General features: G+C 74.4%; 8 protein-coding genes. 5 read left to right on the top strand and 3 right to left on the bottom strand.

What is annotated here, in order from left to right; genetic code table 11:
• Positions 1–41: 41 nt before the first annotated feature.
• The 3 genes from ACPFP2_RS09815 to ACPFP2_RS09805 are packed head-to-tail and all read left to right on the top strand — an operon-like array spanning position 42 to position 3,312.
• A complete protein-coding gene (locus ACPFP2_RS09815; RefSeq protein ID WP_424088208.1) occupies positions 42–1,076 on the top strand; it encodes an ABC transporter ATP-binding protein in 1,035 nt (344 codons plus the stop codon).
• Entirely contained in the window at positions 1,073–1,912 is an 840-nt protein-coding gene (locus ACPFP2_RS09810) for an ABC transporter permease (RefSeq protein WP_424088206.1), read from the top strand. Before ACPFP2_RS09815 ends, ACPFP2_RS09810 begins: the two co-directional genes overlap by 4 nt.
• An 11-nt stretch (positions 1,913–1,923) precedes the next feature.
• Positions 1,924–3,312, top strand: coding sequence for a glycosyltransferase (locus ACPFP2_RS09805; RefSeq protein WP_424088204.1), 1,389 nt, complete (start codon positions 1,924–1,926; stop codon positions 3,310–3,312).
• A gap of 65 nt (positions 3,313–3,377) precedes the next feature.
• Here ACPFP2_RS09805 and ACPFP2_RS09800 read toward each other — a convergent pair whose 3' ends face one another.
• Positions 3,378–6,185, bottom strand: a complete 2,808-nt coding sequence (locus ACPFP2_RS09800) for a helix-turn-helix transcriptional regulator (protein ID WP_424088202.1) — start codon at positions 6,183–6,185, stop codon at positions 3,378–3,380.
• 607 nt (positions 6,186–6,792) lie between these two features.
• Positions 6,793–9,564 carry an AAA family ATPase gene (locus ACPFP2_RS09795; RefSeq protein ID WP_424088200.1) on the bottom strand — a complete coding sequence of 924 codons (2,772 nt, stop codon included), beginning with the start codon at positions 9,562–9,564 and terminating at the stop codon, positions 6,793–6,795.
• Between the two features lie 1,454 nt (positions 9,565–11,018).
• On the opposite strand from ACPFP2_RS09795, the gene ACPFP2_RS09790 reads away from it, so the two are divergent.
• Positions 11,019–12,398 carry an AMP-binding protein gene (locus ACPFP2_RS09790; RefSeq protein WP_424088198.1) on the top strand — a complete coding sequence of 460 codons (1,380 nt, stop codon included), beginning with the start codon at positions 11,019–11,021 and terminating at the stop codon, positions 12,396–12,398.
• 208 nt (positions 12,399–12,606) lie between these two features.
• A complete protein-coding gene (locus ACPFP2_RS09785) occupies positions 12,607–13,269 on the top strand; it encodes a 4'-phosphopantetheinyl transferase family protein (RefSeq protein WP_424088197.1) in 663 nt (220 codons plus the stop codon).
• 82 nt (positions 13,270–13,351) lie between these two features.
• Here ACPFP2_RS09785 and ACPFP2_RS09780 read toward each other — a convergent pair whose 3' ends face one another.
• Positions 13,352–14,761 carry an acyl-CoA synthetase gene (locus ACPFP2_RS09780; RefSeq protein ID WP_424088195.1) on the bottom strand — a complete coding sequence of 470 codons (1,410 nt, stop codon included), beginning with the start codon at positions 14,759–14,761 and terminating at the stop codon, positions 13,352–13,354.
• Between the last annotated feature and the right edge of the window lie 103 nt (positions 14,762–14,864).

Here is a 14,864-nt window from a genome sequence, read left to right as displayed (position 1 = left end):
ACATCTGTCCCCTGAGGGGACCAGGACGGGAGCATGGCGACGTGGACGAAGCAGTGGTGGTCGAGGAGCTGGTCAAGCAGTACCAGCCCAACATGCCGCCGGCGGTGGACGGACTGAGCTTCTCCGTCGCCGCCGGTGAGGTCTTCGGTCTGCTCGGGCCGAACGGCGCCGGCAAGACCACGACGATCGGGGTGCTGACGACCCGGGTACGGGCCACCTCGGGACGGGCCACCGTCTGCGGGGCGGACGTGGTCCGCGCCCCGGCCGTGGCCCGGCAGTTGCTGGCGGTGGTGCCGCAGCGGGTGAACCTGGACCGGGCGTTGACCGTCCGGCAGAACCTGTTGTTCCACTCGGCGTACCACCGGGTGCCCCGGGCGCGGCGGATCCGGCGGGCCGACGAGCTGCTGGAGCAGATGGGGCTCAAGGACTTCGCCAACGCCCGGACGGACTTCCTCTCCGGCGGCCTGGCGCAACGCACCATGATCGCCCGGGCGTTGATGCACTCGCCCCGGGTGCTCTTCCTCGACGAGCCCTCCGGCGGTCTCGACCCGCAGTCGCGGCTCTTCGTGCACGACCGGATCGCCGAGCTGAAGCAGTCCGGGGTCACGGTCGTGGTGACCACCCACGACATGGACGAGGCGGAGAAGCTCTGCGACCGGGTCGGCATCGTCGACCACGGCAAGCTGCTCACCCTGGACACCCCGGCCGCGCTGACCCGGACCCTGCCGGGCAGCAGCACGCTGACCCTGGTGGTCGCCGCCGGCGCCCCCGCCGAGGAGGTGCAGGCCGCCCTCGGCAACGTCCCCGACGTCGAGCGGGTGGAGCGGCTGCGCGCCGGCGGCCCGGTGGGCATGCCGATGTTCCCGGGCATGCCGCCGATGCCGATGCCGGAGGCCGCGCCCGACCCGGACGCCACCCTGTCGTTCCGCCTCTACACCGGCTCCGCGCCGGCCAACGCCGTGCCGATGGCGTTGAAGATCCTCACCGACCTGCGGTGCGAGGTCCGTGACCTCAGCATCGGCCAGCCCAGCCTCGAAGACGTCTTCATCCACCTGACCGGAAGGGAACTTCGGTGAGCGTCACCGCCCCCGCCAGCCCGCCCATGCCGTCGCCGGCCGTCACGCCCGCGTCGGTGCGAGTGCTGGACCAGCTCGCCACCTTCCGGGCGGTGCTCTGGCGCGACCTGTTCGTCACCGGACGGGAGCTGGGCGCGTTCTTCGCCCAGGTGTTCCTCCAGCCGCTGTTCATGCTGCTGATCTTCGGCAAGGTGCTCAAGGACCTCGGGTACGCCAGCGACGACTTCGCCAACGTGCTGCTGCCCGGCGTGATCGCGCTCAACGCCTTCCTGATCGGCCTGGAGAACACCGCGCTGCCGATGGTGATGGACTTCTCCTTCACCCGGGAGATCGAGGACCGCCTGCTCGCGCCGATGGCCGTCCCGCTGGTCGCCTTCGAGAAGATCGTCTTCGGGGCGATCCGGGGCCTCGTCGCCGGGATCGTCCTCATCCCGATCGGCATGCTCATGCTCGGTGTCACCTGGCCGCTGTCGACGGTGTTCCAGGTTCTCGGGGTCCTGGTGATCGGGGCGTTGGTCGGCGCGGCGATGGGGCTGACGTTCGGCACCCTGGTCCCGCCGCACCGCATCCAGATCATGTTCACGGTGACCCTGACGCCGCTGATGTTCACCGGCGCCACCCAGTTCCCGCTGCGGGCCCTGGACTCGTTGCCCTGGTTCCAGGTGGTCTGCGCGATCAACCCGCTGACCTACGTCAGCGAGGCCACCCGGTCGCTGGTCGCTCCGCCAGGGGTCGAATCGGTGCCGCTCTGGTTGGACCTGCTCGTCCTGGCCGGGGTGTTCGTGCTGTTCACCACCATCGGCATCCGCGGCTTCATGCGCCGGGCGATGGACTAGGGACCGGCGCGGTGACGGCCGACGACGGCGCGCTGCTGATCGTCAGCTCGGGCAGCTCCGGGCTGTTCAACCCGCTGCTGACCCTGGCCGGCGAGCTGAAGCGCCGGGGGACCCGGCGGGTCCGGTTCGCCTGCACCGACGAGCGTCGGGCCGACATCGAGGGCCTGCCGGGCGACGGGGACGTGCGCTTCCTGTCGCTCGGCCCGCCCCGGCTCGAGGTACGCCCGGAGCACTGGGACGACGAGACCCACCGGCGGATGTCGACCGGGTCGCGGGTCGACAACTTCGCCAGCTACGTCGACACCTCCGTGGACTACGAGCACCTGCACGAGCTCTACGGACGCTGCCTGGACCTCGTCGACGAGGTGCGCCCGGCGCTGGCCGTGGTCGACTCGTTCGCCTCGTTCGGCATGGACGCGATGACCACCCGGGGGGTCCCGTTCGTCATCAGCGTCTCGGTGCCGCCGTCGAACTTCCTGCAGGACAACCTGCCGCCGACGTACCCGATGCCGCTGTCCGGCCTGCCGCTGCACATGAGCCCCGGCCAGCAGGCCGCCAACGGCCGCTACCGGGACGCGCTGCTGAGGACCCTGATGGCGCCGGAGCGGCTGGCCCGCAACACCGCCGCCGCCGAACGTCGCCGGGCCGCCGGGATCGACAACGTCGAGCTGCGTCCCTCCCGGTACGCCGAGGCCGCGCAGGCGCTGCTGGCGTACACGGTCTTCGGCCTGGAGTACCCGTTCGCCACCGCTCCGGCGAAGCTGCGGATGGTCGGCTCGATGGTGCCCCGGGAGATCCCCTCGAGCCCGGACGGTGCCGACCTGCGCGCCTGGCTGGACGCGCACGACTCGGTGGTGTACATCGGTTTCGGCACCATCATGCGCCCGTCGGCCGCCCAGGTGGCCGCGCTGGTCGAGGTCGCCACCCGGATCGGGCCGGAGCACCACGTGCTGTGGAAGCTGCCGGCCGACCGGCAACGGTTCCTGCCGCCCGCCGCGGACCTGCCGGCGAACCTGCGGATCGAGTCGTGGCTGCCCTCGCAGGTCGAGGTCCTGGCCCATCCGCACGTACGGGTGTTCTTCAACCACGCCGCCGCCAACGCCGTGCACGAGGCGGCCTGGTTCGGCGTCCCGCAACTGGTGATGCCGTTCTGGTTCGACTGCCACGACGGCGCGGTCCGGGTCGTCGACGCGGGCGTGGCGCTGGCCGTCGAGCACGACGACAGCCTCGACGTCGCCGACATCGTGGCCAAGCTGCGCCGGTTGCTCACCGAGCGGACCTTCGCCGACCGGGCGGCGCTGTGGCGCCGGCGGCTGCGGCAGGCCGGCGGGGTGACCGCAGCCGCCGACCTGGTGCTGCGGCTGCGCGACGAGGCAGGTCGGTTCGTCGTCGGCCGCTGAGGCCGGACCCCGGCACGACGGTGCCCCGGTGGGTCGTCCACCGGGGCGTCGTCGGGTACGGTCGCTCACACCGCCGCGCCGGAGACCTCCTCGGCCAGCGGCTCGGCGTGCGCGACGAGCCGGGCCGGCAGATCGGTGCGGCGCTTGACGTCCAGCTTGCGGTAGACCCGGGTGAGGTGCTGCTCCACCGTGCTCACCGTGATGAACAGCTTGCTGGAGATCTGCCGGTTGGTGTGCCCCTGGGCGGCCAGCGCGGCCACCCGGCGCTCGGCCTCGCTCAGCCCGTCCTCCGGCTCCGGCGTCTCCGCCGTCGGGTACCCGGCCGGCACGCCGACGCCCGGCTCGCGGCGGACCAGCCGCTGGGCCAGCACCGACGCCCCGCAGTCCTGCGCGAGCTGGTACGCCCGGCGGACCAGCAGCCGGGCCCGCGCCGAGTCGCCCGCCCGTTGCAGCGTCTGGCCGGTGTCGCCCAGGGCCCGGACCAGTTCGAGCCGGTCCCCGCACGACTGGAGCAGGTTGACCGCCTCGGAGAGCAGTTTGCGCCGGTGGTCGGGGGCGGCGGTGGTGGCGAGCAGCCGCAGCGTACGGCCCCGGGTCCGGTCGTCCACGCCGTGCGGCACGCGCAGCTGCTCCTGGAGCAGTTGGGTGGCGTGCGTCTTGTTGCCGATGCCCAGCTGCACCCGGGCCATCTCCAGCCGCCACGGCGCCAGTCCGGCGACGTCCACGCCCCAGGTGCGCATCAGCTCGCCGCAGCGACGCAGGTCGGCGCTCGCCGCGTGCGGGCGACCCAGCGCCAGGTGGTGTCGCGCCCGGGCTGCCAGGTAGTGCAGGCCGAGCGGGGTGCGGAACATGCCCGGGGGCACGGGCTGGGCCAGCCAGCGGTCGGCCTCACCGAACCGGCCGGCCTCGGTCGCGCAGCCGATCAGGGTGGCCAGCGGTCCGGCGACGGCCACCCCCCAGGCCGGTGCCGGGACGTCCTCCAGCGCCGCCCGGGCGCGGTCCTCGGCGCCGGGGAGGTCGCCCAGGCGTAGCGCCGCCTCGGCCCGCAGCGCCCGGATCACCGCCCGCCACACCGGGGCGTGCCGCACGGCCGGCCGGTCGAGCAGCAGGTCGCCCCAGAACGCGACCCGGTCGGCGCGACCCGACCAGAGCAGGGCCAGCAGCGGGGCGGTCAGCAGGGGCAGGGTCCCGTCGTCGCCGTGGTGCCGGTGCAGCATCTGCTCGGCGGCGTTCACGGCGTCGTGCTCGCCCGTCGGGGTCAGCGCCGCGCCGAGTGTGGTGAGCGCCTGCAACTGGGGGCTGCCGGTGCCCGCCCGACCGCCGGCGCCGAGGGTGTCGCGCAGGCTCGCCAGGTGCTCGGGGTGCGAGAGGGAGAGCAGCAGCTGCGTGGCGCGCAGTCGACCGGAGGCGCCGGCGGGCCCGTCGTCGTCCGCCGCGCAGCCCTCGACCAGCTCGGCGGCCTCCTCCGCGCGCCCCTGCCAGAGCAGGTACGGCACGGCGGCCAGCGCGTCGGAGGCGGGCCACCGACCGGCGCGGGCGGTCTGCACCAGGTGGGCGAGTTGCCCGTTGACGGCCAGCGGGTTGACCTGCCATCGGGCGCTGACCATCATCGCGGCGGTGGCGGCCCGCTGCGGCTCGTCCACCTCGGCGCGGGCCACCAGGCGCAGGCACGTGGCGGCCACGTCGGGCCGTCCCGAGGCCAGCGCGTGGGCCGCGCCGTCCTGCAGCACCGGCACCGTCCAGCCGGCGTCGGCCCAGCCCGCGGCGACCAGGTGCCCGGCGACCGTGGTCGGCTCCGCGCCGTGCTCGTGCAGCACCTCGGCCGCCCGCTGGTGCATGCCGCGCCGCTCGTCGGGGGACATGTCGGCCAGGATCGAGCGCAGGATCCGCGGGTGGCGCAGCTGGTCGTTCTTCATCAGCCCCGACGTACGCAGCACCCGTACCGCCGGCACGGCCGCCTCGGGCACCATGTCGAGCAGGTGCCCGAGCAGTTCCGTCGGGGTCGGGCGGTTCAGCACCGCCAGCGCCTGCGCGACCCGCCGGACGCCGGGCTCGTGGCGGTAGAGGCAGCCGAGCACCGCCTGGTCGAAGGCGTCACCGAGGGCGAGCTCCGGCGTCGGATCGTCGTCCGTCCCGTCCGGGCTCCGCTCGTCGATCAACGCGCGGGTGAGCAGCGGGTTGCCGCCGGTCATGCTGAGGCAGCGCTCGGCGGTCTCCCGGGCGGCCCCGGCCTCGTCGTCGACCAGGCGGGCGATGGCGTCGACGGTCAGCGGTGGCAGCGTGATCCGGGAGAAGTGCGGCTGGCTGAGCAGCTCGGCGCGGAACAGCGGGTGCGCCGGACGCAGCGCCGACGCCTCGGCGAGCACCACCATGATGGGGGCGTGGCGCAGCCGGCGGGTGACGTAGAGCAGGCAGTGCAGGGACGCGGGGTCGGCGTGGTGCACGTCGTCGACGAGGAGCACGAGTGGTCCGGGGCCGGCGAGGTCGAGCAGCGCGGTGAAGAGCCCGTGCAGCAGGGGTGCCCAGACCCGGTCCCCGGCGGACGACGCGTCCGCGCCCGGCTCCGGCAGGGGTACGGCGACGGCGTCGCGTACCAGATCCTGCAGGCGGGCCGCCGTCGCGTCGTCGAAGCGCGCGCTGTGCAGCAGCTGTCCCAGCACCCCCAGCGGGAGTCCGCGTTCCGCCCGGGAGCCCGCCCCGGCCAGCACCCGCCCCCCGGCGGACACCGTCCACTCGCCGAACGCCTCCAGCAGGCTCGTCTTGCCGCTGCCCACCGCCCCCGTGACGAGCGCGACCTGTCCCCGCTGCTGCTCCTCGCAGGCGTGGAAGGCCCGCCGCAGTCGGGCCATCTGCTCTTCTCGCTGTACCAGCACCGTGTGTCGACCCCTCTCCCGCGCGGTGCCGCGCCAGACGTACCGATGCTGGCCGACACCGCCCCCCCAGTACCGGACGGTGGCCGTTCCACTCCGCGCACCCGGTCAGGACCTCGGGTAGGGGTGGACGCACCCGGCCACCGAGCCGGGTGGACATGACTGTCCTCATCGGACCGCGCCTTCCCCCGACGGCGATCGATCCGGTTGCAGGGAGTCTGGCACCGGCTTCGGCGTGCGACAACGGGCCCGGGACCCCATCGTTTCTTCCGTAAACGTGCGGCCCTGGTGGCACGTTAGGGGTTGCGCGACCGGCCGTCAGGGGGTGTGGTGCCGGCTGTGCGGCGGCAGGTGTCGCCACGGTGGACAGCGGGTTTCCCGCGTGTGGCGCGACGGTGTGTCCGTTCCGGCGGCAGGCCGCCGGGGCCGCTGTCGCCCGCCGGGAACGCCGGCCGACCGCCACCCCCGGTGGCCTCCATCGTGGTCCCGGCAGGGGATACCGGCGTCGCCCGGCGGGACCACGTCCCGCTCTCGCCCGCCGGTCCGTGGCCGTGCCACCGTCCACCGTCGGGCCCGGGAGGACGGCGGTGGACGGCGTGGGTCGCCGGGGTCAGCGGCCGGGTCGGAGCCGGGCGGCCAGTTCGCTGCGGGAGTGGACGTCGAGCTTGCGGTAGATCCGGGTGAGCCGCTGCTCGATGGCGCTGACCGTGAGGAACATCCGCTCGGCGATCTCCCGGTTGGTGTGCCCCTGGGCGGCCAGCGTGGCCACCCGGGACTCGGCCTCGCTGAGCCCCGTCACCAGCAGCGCCGCCTCGCCGCCGGGGTCGACGGATCCGTCCCGGGCGGCGGAGGCGGCGGCGCGCAGCACGGGGACGCCGCACTCCTGGGCGAGCGTGCGGGCCGCCCGGGACGCGTCCCGGGCCTGCCGCAGGTCACCGGCCTGCTGGTAGGCCTGGCCGAGATCGGTGAGGGTGTGTGCCAGCGTCATCCGGTCGCCGCACTGGCGCAGCAGTCGGACGGCGGTGCGCAGGTGCCGGACGCGCTCGGGTCCGTCCTCCGTCGCGGCCAGCACCCGCAACGCGCCCGCCCGGTACCGCACGTGCATGGGGCGCAGCAGCCTCAGCTGCTCCCGGACCAGCCGCTCGGCCTGCTGCCGGCGGCCCATCAGCAGCAGCGCCCGGGCCGACTCGGTCCGCCACGGCACGAGGGCCGGCAGGTCGAGTCGCCAGGACGTCATCAGCTGGCCGCAGAGCTGGAAGTCCGCCAGCGCGGTGTCCGGGCTGCCGGAGGCCAGCGCGTGCGCACCGCGGGCGTGCAGGTAGTGCAGGCCGAACGGAGTCTCGAACAGCGCCTGCGGCACCGGGACCCGGAGGCAGGCCGCCGCCTCGTCCCACTCCTGCAGGCCGGTCAGGGCCCCCAGCCGGACGGCGAGCGGCAGGCCCACGACCACACCCCACCCTTTCGGCGAGAGTCGGTCCAGTGCCCCCTCGGCCAGGTCCCGTGCCCGCGTCAGCTCACCTCGCCGGCCGGCGACAACTGCCGCCAGGGCGGCGATCATGGCCGTCGGGGTGGGGTGTCCGCGGGTGGCGGCCGCGCGCTCCAGCCGCTCGCACCAGTCCCCGGCGAGGTCGAGCCGGTCGGCGTAGATCATTGCGGTGACCGCGCAGACGGCGGTCCACATGCTCGCCTCGTCGTCCAGGCCGAGGGTGGCCAGGGCCCGTTCGGCGTCCTCGACCGCGCCGGTGTCCCCGCGTTCGAGCACGGAGCCCAGCAGGGTGACCCCGCGCAGACGGCGCTTGACCCGGGCCAGGGTCAGCGGATCCCGGCCGGCGACGTGCGGCCGGCCCCGGTCGCACACCGCCACCCCGGGGTAGAGGGTGGCCATCCAGCCCCTGGTGATGAGCAGTTCGGCGGCGGAGCGGGGGTCGTCGCTGTCGGCCCGCCGGTCCAGATGGCGGACGAGTTCGACCGCCCGGTCGATCTGGCCGTGCCACAGCAGGTACTGGATCGGTCCCGCCGCCTGCCGGCTGCCCAGGTGTCCCGCCTGCACGGCGGTGGCGACCCCCAGCAGGTGGGGGACGGCGGCCTGGGGGTCGAGGCGCCACTCGGCGCGGGCCAGGGCGGAGCGGATCCGGGCCCGCAGGCACTCGTCGACGCAGTCGCGGTTGGCGCGGCGCAGGAACCGCCGCGCGGTGTCCACCTCGCCGTCGAGCATCGACTGTTCTCCGGCGTCCAGCAGTGTCTGGGCCATCCAGGGCTCGTTGAGGGCGTCGGTCCGGACCAGGTGCGCGGCCACCCGCACCGGCGGTGCGCCGTCGGAGTGCAGCAGGCAGGCGGCGGCCCGGTGCAGCCGGGCACGCTCCTCCGCCGTCATGCCGTCGAGCACCGCCTGGCCGACCGCCGGGTGACACAGCCCGTCCTCGGTGATCAGACCCGCGCTGGTCGACGCGTCGATCGCCCGCAGGTTCCACTCCGAGCGGACACCGACGAGGTGGGAGAGCAGGGGGCCGTGCAACGGCTCCTCGGTCACCGCCAGGGCCCGGGCGGCCTCCAGCACCAGACGGTCGCAGCGGTAGAGACAGCTCAGCACCGCCTCGCGGAACGCCTCCGCGGCGACCGGCCGGTCGGCCCGCCCGCCGGCGGCCAGGTGGTCGTCGGCCAACGCCTGCACCAGCAGGGGGTTGCCGCCGCTGATCCGGTGCGCCTCCTCCGTGATGGTCCGGGCCACCGGCGCGCCGAGCCGGTCGGCCAGGACCCGGTACGTCCCGTCCCGGCTGAGCAGGGGGAGCCGGACGCGGTGCAGGCGCGCGGGCTGCAACAGCTCCGCGTAGACGGTGGGATGCCACGGCCCGGTCCGGGGTGACTCGCTGAGGACGATCAGCAGGGGTAGCCCGGCCACGCGCCGGGCGGCGTAGTCCAGGCAGCGCAGCGACGGCACGTCGGCGTGGTGGACGTCGTCGATCGCGATGACGAGCGGCTGTCGCCCGGCCAGTTCCAGCAGTTCGCCGCCGAGCGCGGCGATGATCGGGGCGAGCCGTTCCTCGTCCTCGTCCGCCTCGGTCCAGGCGATGGCGCCCTGGTCGATCAGCCGTCCGATCCGGTCGCGGGTCTCGTCGTCGAGGGTGGCCGTGCGGACGAGCTGGCGGACGACCTCCAGCGGCACGGTGCGTTCGGCGCGGGAGGCGCTCGCGCCGACGAATCCCACGCCGGACTCGACCGCCCGCCGGGCGAAGGCGTGCAACAGGCTGGTCTTGCCGGCGCCGACGGGTCCCGACACCGCCGTCACCGGCGGGGTGGCGGCGGACGGACCGCCGGGTCGCAGCAGGTCGCCGAGCCGGTCGGTGAGGTCGTCGAGCTGCGGGCCCCGTTCGGTCAGCGTCATGGGCGCCGTCCCGCACCGCGCACGGTCACCACAGCCACCCGGTGGCCCGTCCGTCCGGGGCCCGCCTGCGCTCCCACTGTGGTCCGAGCCCGTTCGATCCTCGACACATTCCTGCATTCGAAAATATAGCCCGCGATTGTACGTCGCATGGAAGTCATCGACCAACGTGCCTGGTCCGTAGCTTCGACATCCTGCTTCCACCTGCTGATTCGGCAATTCGACGAGCCGCCCGGACACATCCCTCGCTATCGATCACCATGCATCGTGGGAGTATGTCAGCCCGGCAAATGGGCGGCAAGTCGAGGTTTGTAAAGGATAGGCAAACATCCGTTTGGCCGCACGCCGACGGGTGGTCGTCTGCCGACCGACCCGACCGTGGACAGTTGTGACGCGGATTCGGAACGTGACGCCGCTGCCGTCGAGTGGCCGGTTGGTGCCGTTTCTCGGGCTTGCCGGCAATAGGTCGGAAAACGTGTGCCGCCCTGATGGCCCTTCTCGTGGCGCTTCTCCGGTTCCGGTCGGTGATCCTCTCCCCGGTGGCGCGGCCGGTCGGCGGCCCGGAGCCCGGGCGTCGTCGGGGCCGGCACGCCGGCTCCACTGCGGTCCGCCGACCCGGCGGTCGTCCGGTCGGTGGCGGTCCTGTCGGGCGGATGTCCTGCTCAGTGCCGGTCCGTGTGTCGGTGCTCGCCGTCGACCGACGACGCCTGCGTGTTCCGGGGCGAGGTTCCGGGTGTCCGCCGCCGCGATGCTGCGGGGATGGCGTCGTCCGGTGGTGACTCCGCCGGCTTCCGGCCCGCGCCGGCGTCGACACCGGAGTGCGTGCGGTTGATGACGCAGCGCACTCGAAATATCTCTCGCGTTTGCTCCGGCGGTGTCGTCGAATCGGCGAAGGTCGGGTTCGGGCGAACATCGTGCGAGCGGGAAAATCCCGATCCGCATCATCGCCCCGGCTTGCCCGATTCGGGCGTCTGATTGCTATTTCGCGTAACTTGCCGTTAAAGAATTACTATGGCGTGCCGGACGAATCGAGAATTGAAATGCCGGCCGGTGACGTGCTGCTTACCCGCCGGGTCGACGCGGTGATTCACCACGGTCAAAGCATGCGTATCGAAATCGTTGTCCGCAGCCGCCCGGGAATCGTATACACCGCTGTCGACCGGTGGTTCGCGCCGGTGCCGTTCCGCGGTTCCCGGGCCCGCCCGGAAGCCGTGCCGGCCCGCCCGTCGAACCCGGTCCCACCTGCCCCGGCCCGTGGCGAGCGGGTCACCCACCGGTGCCCGACCGGCACGGCTAGGGGTTGTGCCCGTCCTTAGCAGAGCCTAATTTCGAGGCATCCGCGCCGACGACCGAGTCACAGGATATGGGGCGTGGGCACCCATGACCTGAAGGTTTTTTGGCGTGGCGACCCAGCCGCTGGCGAAACTCGTCACCGCCCTCGACAGGGGTTAGGTCGGATGACACTGCTGCCGGCGCTGCGGGGATCCGGCGCCGACCGGGGCGACGCGCTCCGGGTGGCCGGCAGGGCCCTCTCCAGTGAGGACCTGCTCGGCTGCGTCAACGCCGTCGCGGACCGGATCCGGGGCGCCCCCGCGGTCGCGGTCGAGGCGACGCCCAGCCTGGAGGCCCTGGTCGGCATGGTGGGAGCCGTCCAGGCCGGCGTACCCCTGGTGCCGGTGCCCCCGATGGCCGGCGCGGGCGAGCGGCGACGCATGCTGCGCGAGTCCGGAGCAGCGGCCCTGCTCGGCGGCGTCCCCGACGCGCCCCCACTGCCCGTGGTCCCGGTCGACCTGCGCCAGCGGTCCTGGACGGCGCAACCCGAACCGGTGCCGGGCGCGGACGCGGTCATCCTCTACACCGGCGGCGTCTGCGGGCCGTCGCGCGGGGTACGCATCTCCCGCCGCGCGATCGCCGCCGACCTCGACCTGCTCGCCGACGCCTGGCGGTGGAGCGGGGACGACGTCCTCGTCCAGGGCGCGCCGCTCTTCCGGGCGTACGGCCTGGTGGTCGGCCTGCTCGGCGCGCTGCGGGTGGGCAGCCGGTTCGTGCACCTGGACCGGCACGCCGCCGCCGGCCCGGTCGGCACGATCTACCTGGCCGTACCCGATCAGTGGGACCGGATCTCGCGCGACCGTCCGTGGGCCCGCGGCCTGTCCTCGGCGCGGATCCTGGTCTCCGGCGACGCGCCGCTGACCCCCGCCGTGACCGAACGGCTGCGGTTGCTCACCTCGCACTCGCCCATCCAGGGGTACGGCACGACGGAGACCCTCGTCGCGGTGACCGGCCGCGCCGACGCCCGCTGCGCTCCCGGGGTCGCCGGGACACCCCTGCCCGGCGTCCAGACCCGGATCCTCGACCCCGACGGTCTACCGGTGCCCGCCGACGGCGAGTCGGTCGGCGAGTTGAGCATCCGCGGGCCGACGTTGTTCAGCGGCTACCTCGGCGGCCCGGGTCAGGTGTCCGCCGACGGGTGGCACGCCACCGGCGACCTGGCCACCGTCGCCGCCGACGGCTCCCACCGGATCATGGGCCGGCCCGGCGCCGACGTGGTACGCGCCCGTGGGCGCCTGGTGCACGCCGGGCAGGTCGAGGAGGTGCTGCTCAGCCACCCCGGGGTCCGCGACGTCGCCGTGGTGGGCACTGCGCACCGTGTCCTCGGCGAGCAGGTCACCGCGTACGTCGTGGCCGCCGAAGGGCTCACCGCGCAGGTGCTGGTCGACCACGTGGGGCGGCTCCTCTCGGCCGGGCAACGACCCCGCGCCGTCCACTTCGTCGACGAGTTGCCGCGCGGCGCGCAGGGGCGGGTCAGGAAGTCGGCGCTGATCGCGGCGGGCTGAACGGGCCGGAGGCGGCCGGGATGTGGCCGTCCGGTGATCGGCGCCCCCACCCGGGACGGGGCCGGTGTCCGGTCGGCCCACCCACCGCCCGGGTCGGGTCCGCCCGAGGCCGCGCTTCCGGCCGGCACCCGTACCCGACCCCTATCGGCCCCGCCCGGGCCGGTCTCTCGGGTGGCGAGCCGCGGCCCGCCGCCTAGCATCGGCCGGTGTGATCGAGCGGATCCTTCCCCCGGCCGTGGCGGTCGTCGAGTCCTTCACCGACCCCACCGGTCTGCGCCTCTTCCCCGAGGAGGAGCAGCTGATCGCGAACTCGGTGCCGAAGCGCCGCCGCGAGTTCACCACCGTGCGCGACTGCGCCCGCCGGGCGTTGGGGCAGCTGGGCATCGCCCCGGCGCCGATCCTCCCCGGCACCCGGGGCGCCCCGGGATGGCCGGCCGGGGTGGTCGGCAGCATGACCCACTGCGACGGCTACCGGGGTGCGGTGGTCGCCCGCGCGGCGGCGGTCGCCACCGTCGGGGTCGACGCCGAACCGCACGCGCCGCTGCCCGACGGGGTGCTCGACGCGATCGCCCTGCCCGCCGAACGGGCCCGGACGGCCGCGCTGGCCGCCGCGCGTCCGGCCCTCTGCTGGGACCGCCTGCTGTTCAGCGCGAAGGAGTCGGTGTACAAGGCGTGGTTCCCGCTCACCGGCCGGTGGCTGGACTTCGCCGAGGCCGACATCGTGGTGGATCCGGCCGGGACGTTCGCCGCCCGGCTGCTGGTGCCCGGCCCGGTGCTCGACGGCGTGCCGGTGACCACCTTCCGGGGCCGCTTCCTGGTCGACCGGGACCTGGTCCTCACCGCGGTCGCCATCCCGTCGGCCACCACCTGACACGCCCGGGGCTCACCGACCCGCCGGCGTTGACCGTCCCGGTGTCGCCGGCCGCTACCCCGGGAGGCGCCGGGGTGAGGGCTCAGTCCGCCGCCAGCCGGCTCTTCTGCACCTTGCCCAGGGCGTTGCGGGGCAGCGCGTCGACCAGACGTACCTGGCGGGGACGCTTGTGCGCCGACAACTGCCGGGCCACGAAGTCGATCAGCTCCGACTCGCCCACCCCGTCGCCCACCACGTACGCCGTCACCTGCTGGCCCAGGTCCGGGTGCGGGGTGCCGACCACGGCGGCCTCCCGGACACCGGGGTGGGCCAGCAGCGCGTCCTCCACCTCGCCCGCGCCGATCCGGTAGCCGCCGCTCTTGATCAGGTCGGTGGCGGCCCGCCCGACGATCCGGTGCCAGCCGCCCGGGCCGATGGTGGCCACGTCCCCGGTGCGGAACCACCCGTCCGGGGTGCGGGTCGCCGCGTCGGCGTCGGGTCGGTTCAGGTACCCGTCGAAGAGGGTCGGGCCGCACACCTGGAGCTCGCCCATCGCGGCCCCGTCCGCCGCGACCGCGTCACCCTGCTCGTCGACCACCCGGGTGCGTACCCCGGGCAGTGGCAGGCCGACGGTGCCGGGGCGACGCGGCCCGTCGGCGCGGGCGCTCACCGTGATCAAGGTTTCGGTCATGCCGTACCGCTCGACGATCCGGTGGCCGGTGAGCGTGGCGAGGTCGTCGAAGACGGTTGCCGGCAGCGCCGCGCTGCCGGAGACCAGCAGGCGTGCCCCGCGCAGCGCGCGGGCCGCCTCCGGGTCGGCGGCGATCCGTGACCAGACGGTGGGCACCCCGAAGTAGAGCGTGCCGGCAGCCGCCGCGTACCGCTGCGGGCGGGGCCGGCCGACGTGGTGCAGCCGGCCGCCCAGGCGCAGCGGACCGAGCACGCCGAGCACCAGTCCGTGCACGTGGAACAGGGGCAGCCCGTGCACGAGCAGGTCGTCCGGCGTCCAGGCCCAGGCGTCGGCGAGTCCGTCCAGGCAGGCGGCGACGGCCCGGCGGGACAGCACCGCGCCCTTGGGGGCGCCGGTGGTGCCGCTGGTGTAGAGGATCAGCGCGGTGCCCGCCGGATCCGGTTCCGGGGGGACGGTGTCCGAGCGGCGGCTCAGGTCGACCGGCACGGTCGGTGGCCCCGGGAGATCGGCCGTGCCGCCGCCGTCAGCCGGCACGAGCATCGCGCCGGCCGCCGAGTCGCGCAGGATGTGGCCGCGTTCCACCGGCCCGGCGTCCGGTGGCACCGGTACGACCGCCGCGCCGGCCAGCAGCGCCCCGACCACTCCCACCACGGTCTCCAGGCTGGCGGTGGCCTCGATCGCCACCCGGTCGACGCCCCGCAGGTCGTCGGCGACCGCGCAGGCGAGCCGGCGCAGCTCCACCCAGGACACCGCCCGATCGTCGATCCGGATCGCGTCCGGGCGCTCGTCGGTGGACTCGGCGAGCCAGTTCAGCAGCCGCACGGTGCGGGCCCCTTTCCACGGTTCGTCCCGGCCGGCGCGGCATCGGGCCCGGGACGGCCGGCGCGGCCGGAACTCCGATAGGGTCGGTGGGCGACGTCGGCGC

It is taken from the genome of Micromonospora citrea (assembly GCF_049629545.1).
In the GTDB taxonomy this organism is placed as follows: Bacteria; Actinomycetota; Actinomycetes; order Mycobacteriales; family Micromonosporaceae; genus Micromonospora; species Micromonospora citrea_A.
Note: the sequence above shows the minus strand (reverse complement) of the source record. Positions and strands in the feature narration are given on the sequence as shown.

What these genes read in the sequence shown, in the direction of transcription:
- ACPFP2_RS09795 (WP_424088200.1), bottom strand. Translation starts at nt 9,564, where the DNA reads ATGACGCTGACCGAACGGGGCCCGCAGCTCGACGACCTCACCGACCGG.
- ACPFP2_RS09790 (WP_424088198.1), top strand. Translation starts at nt 11,019, where the DNA reads ATGACACTGCTGCCGGCGCTGCGGGGATCCGGCGCCGACCGGGGCGAC.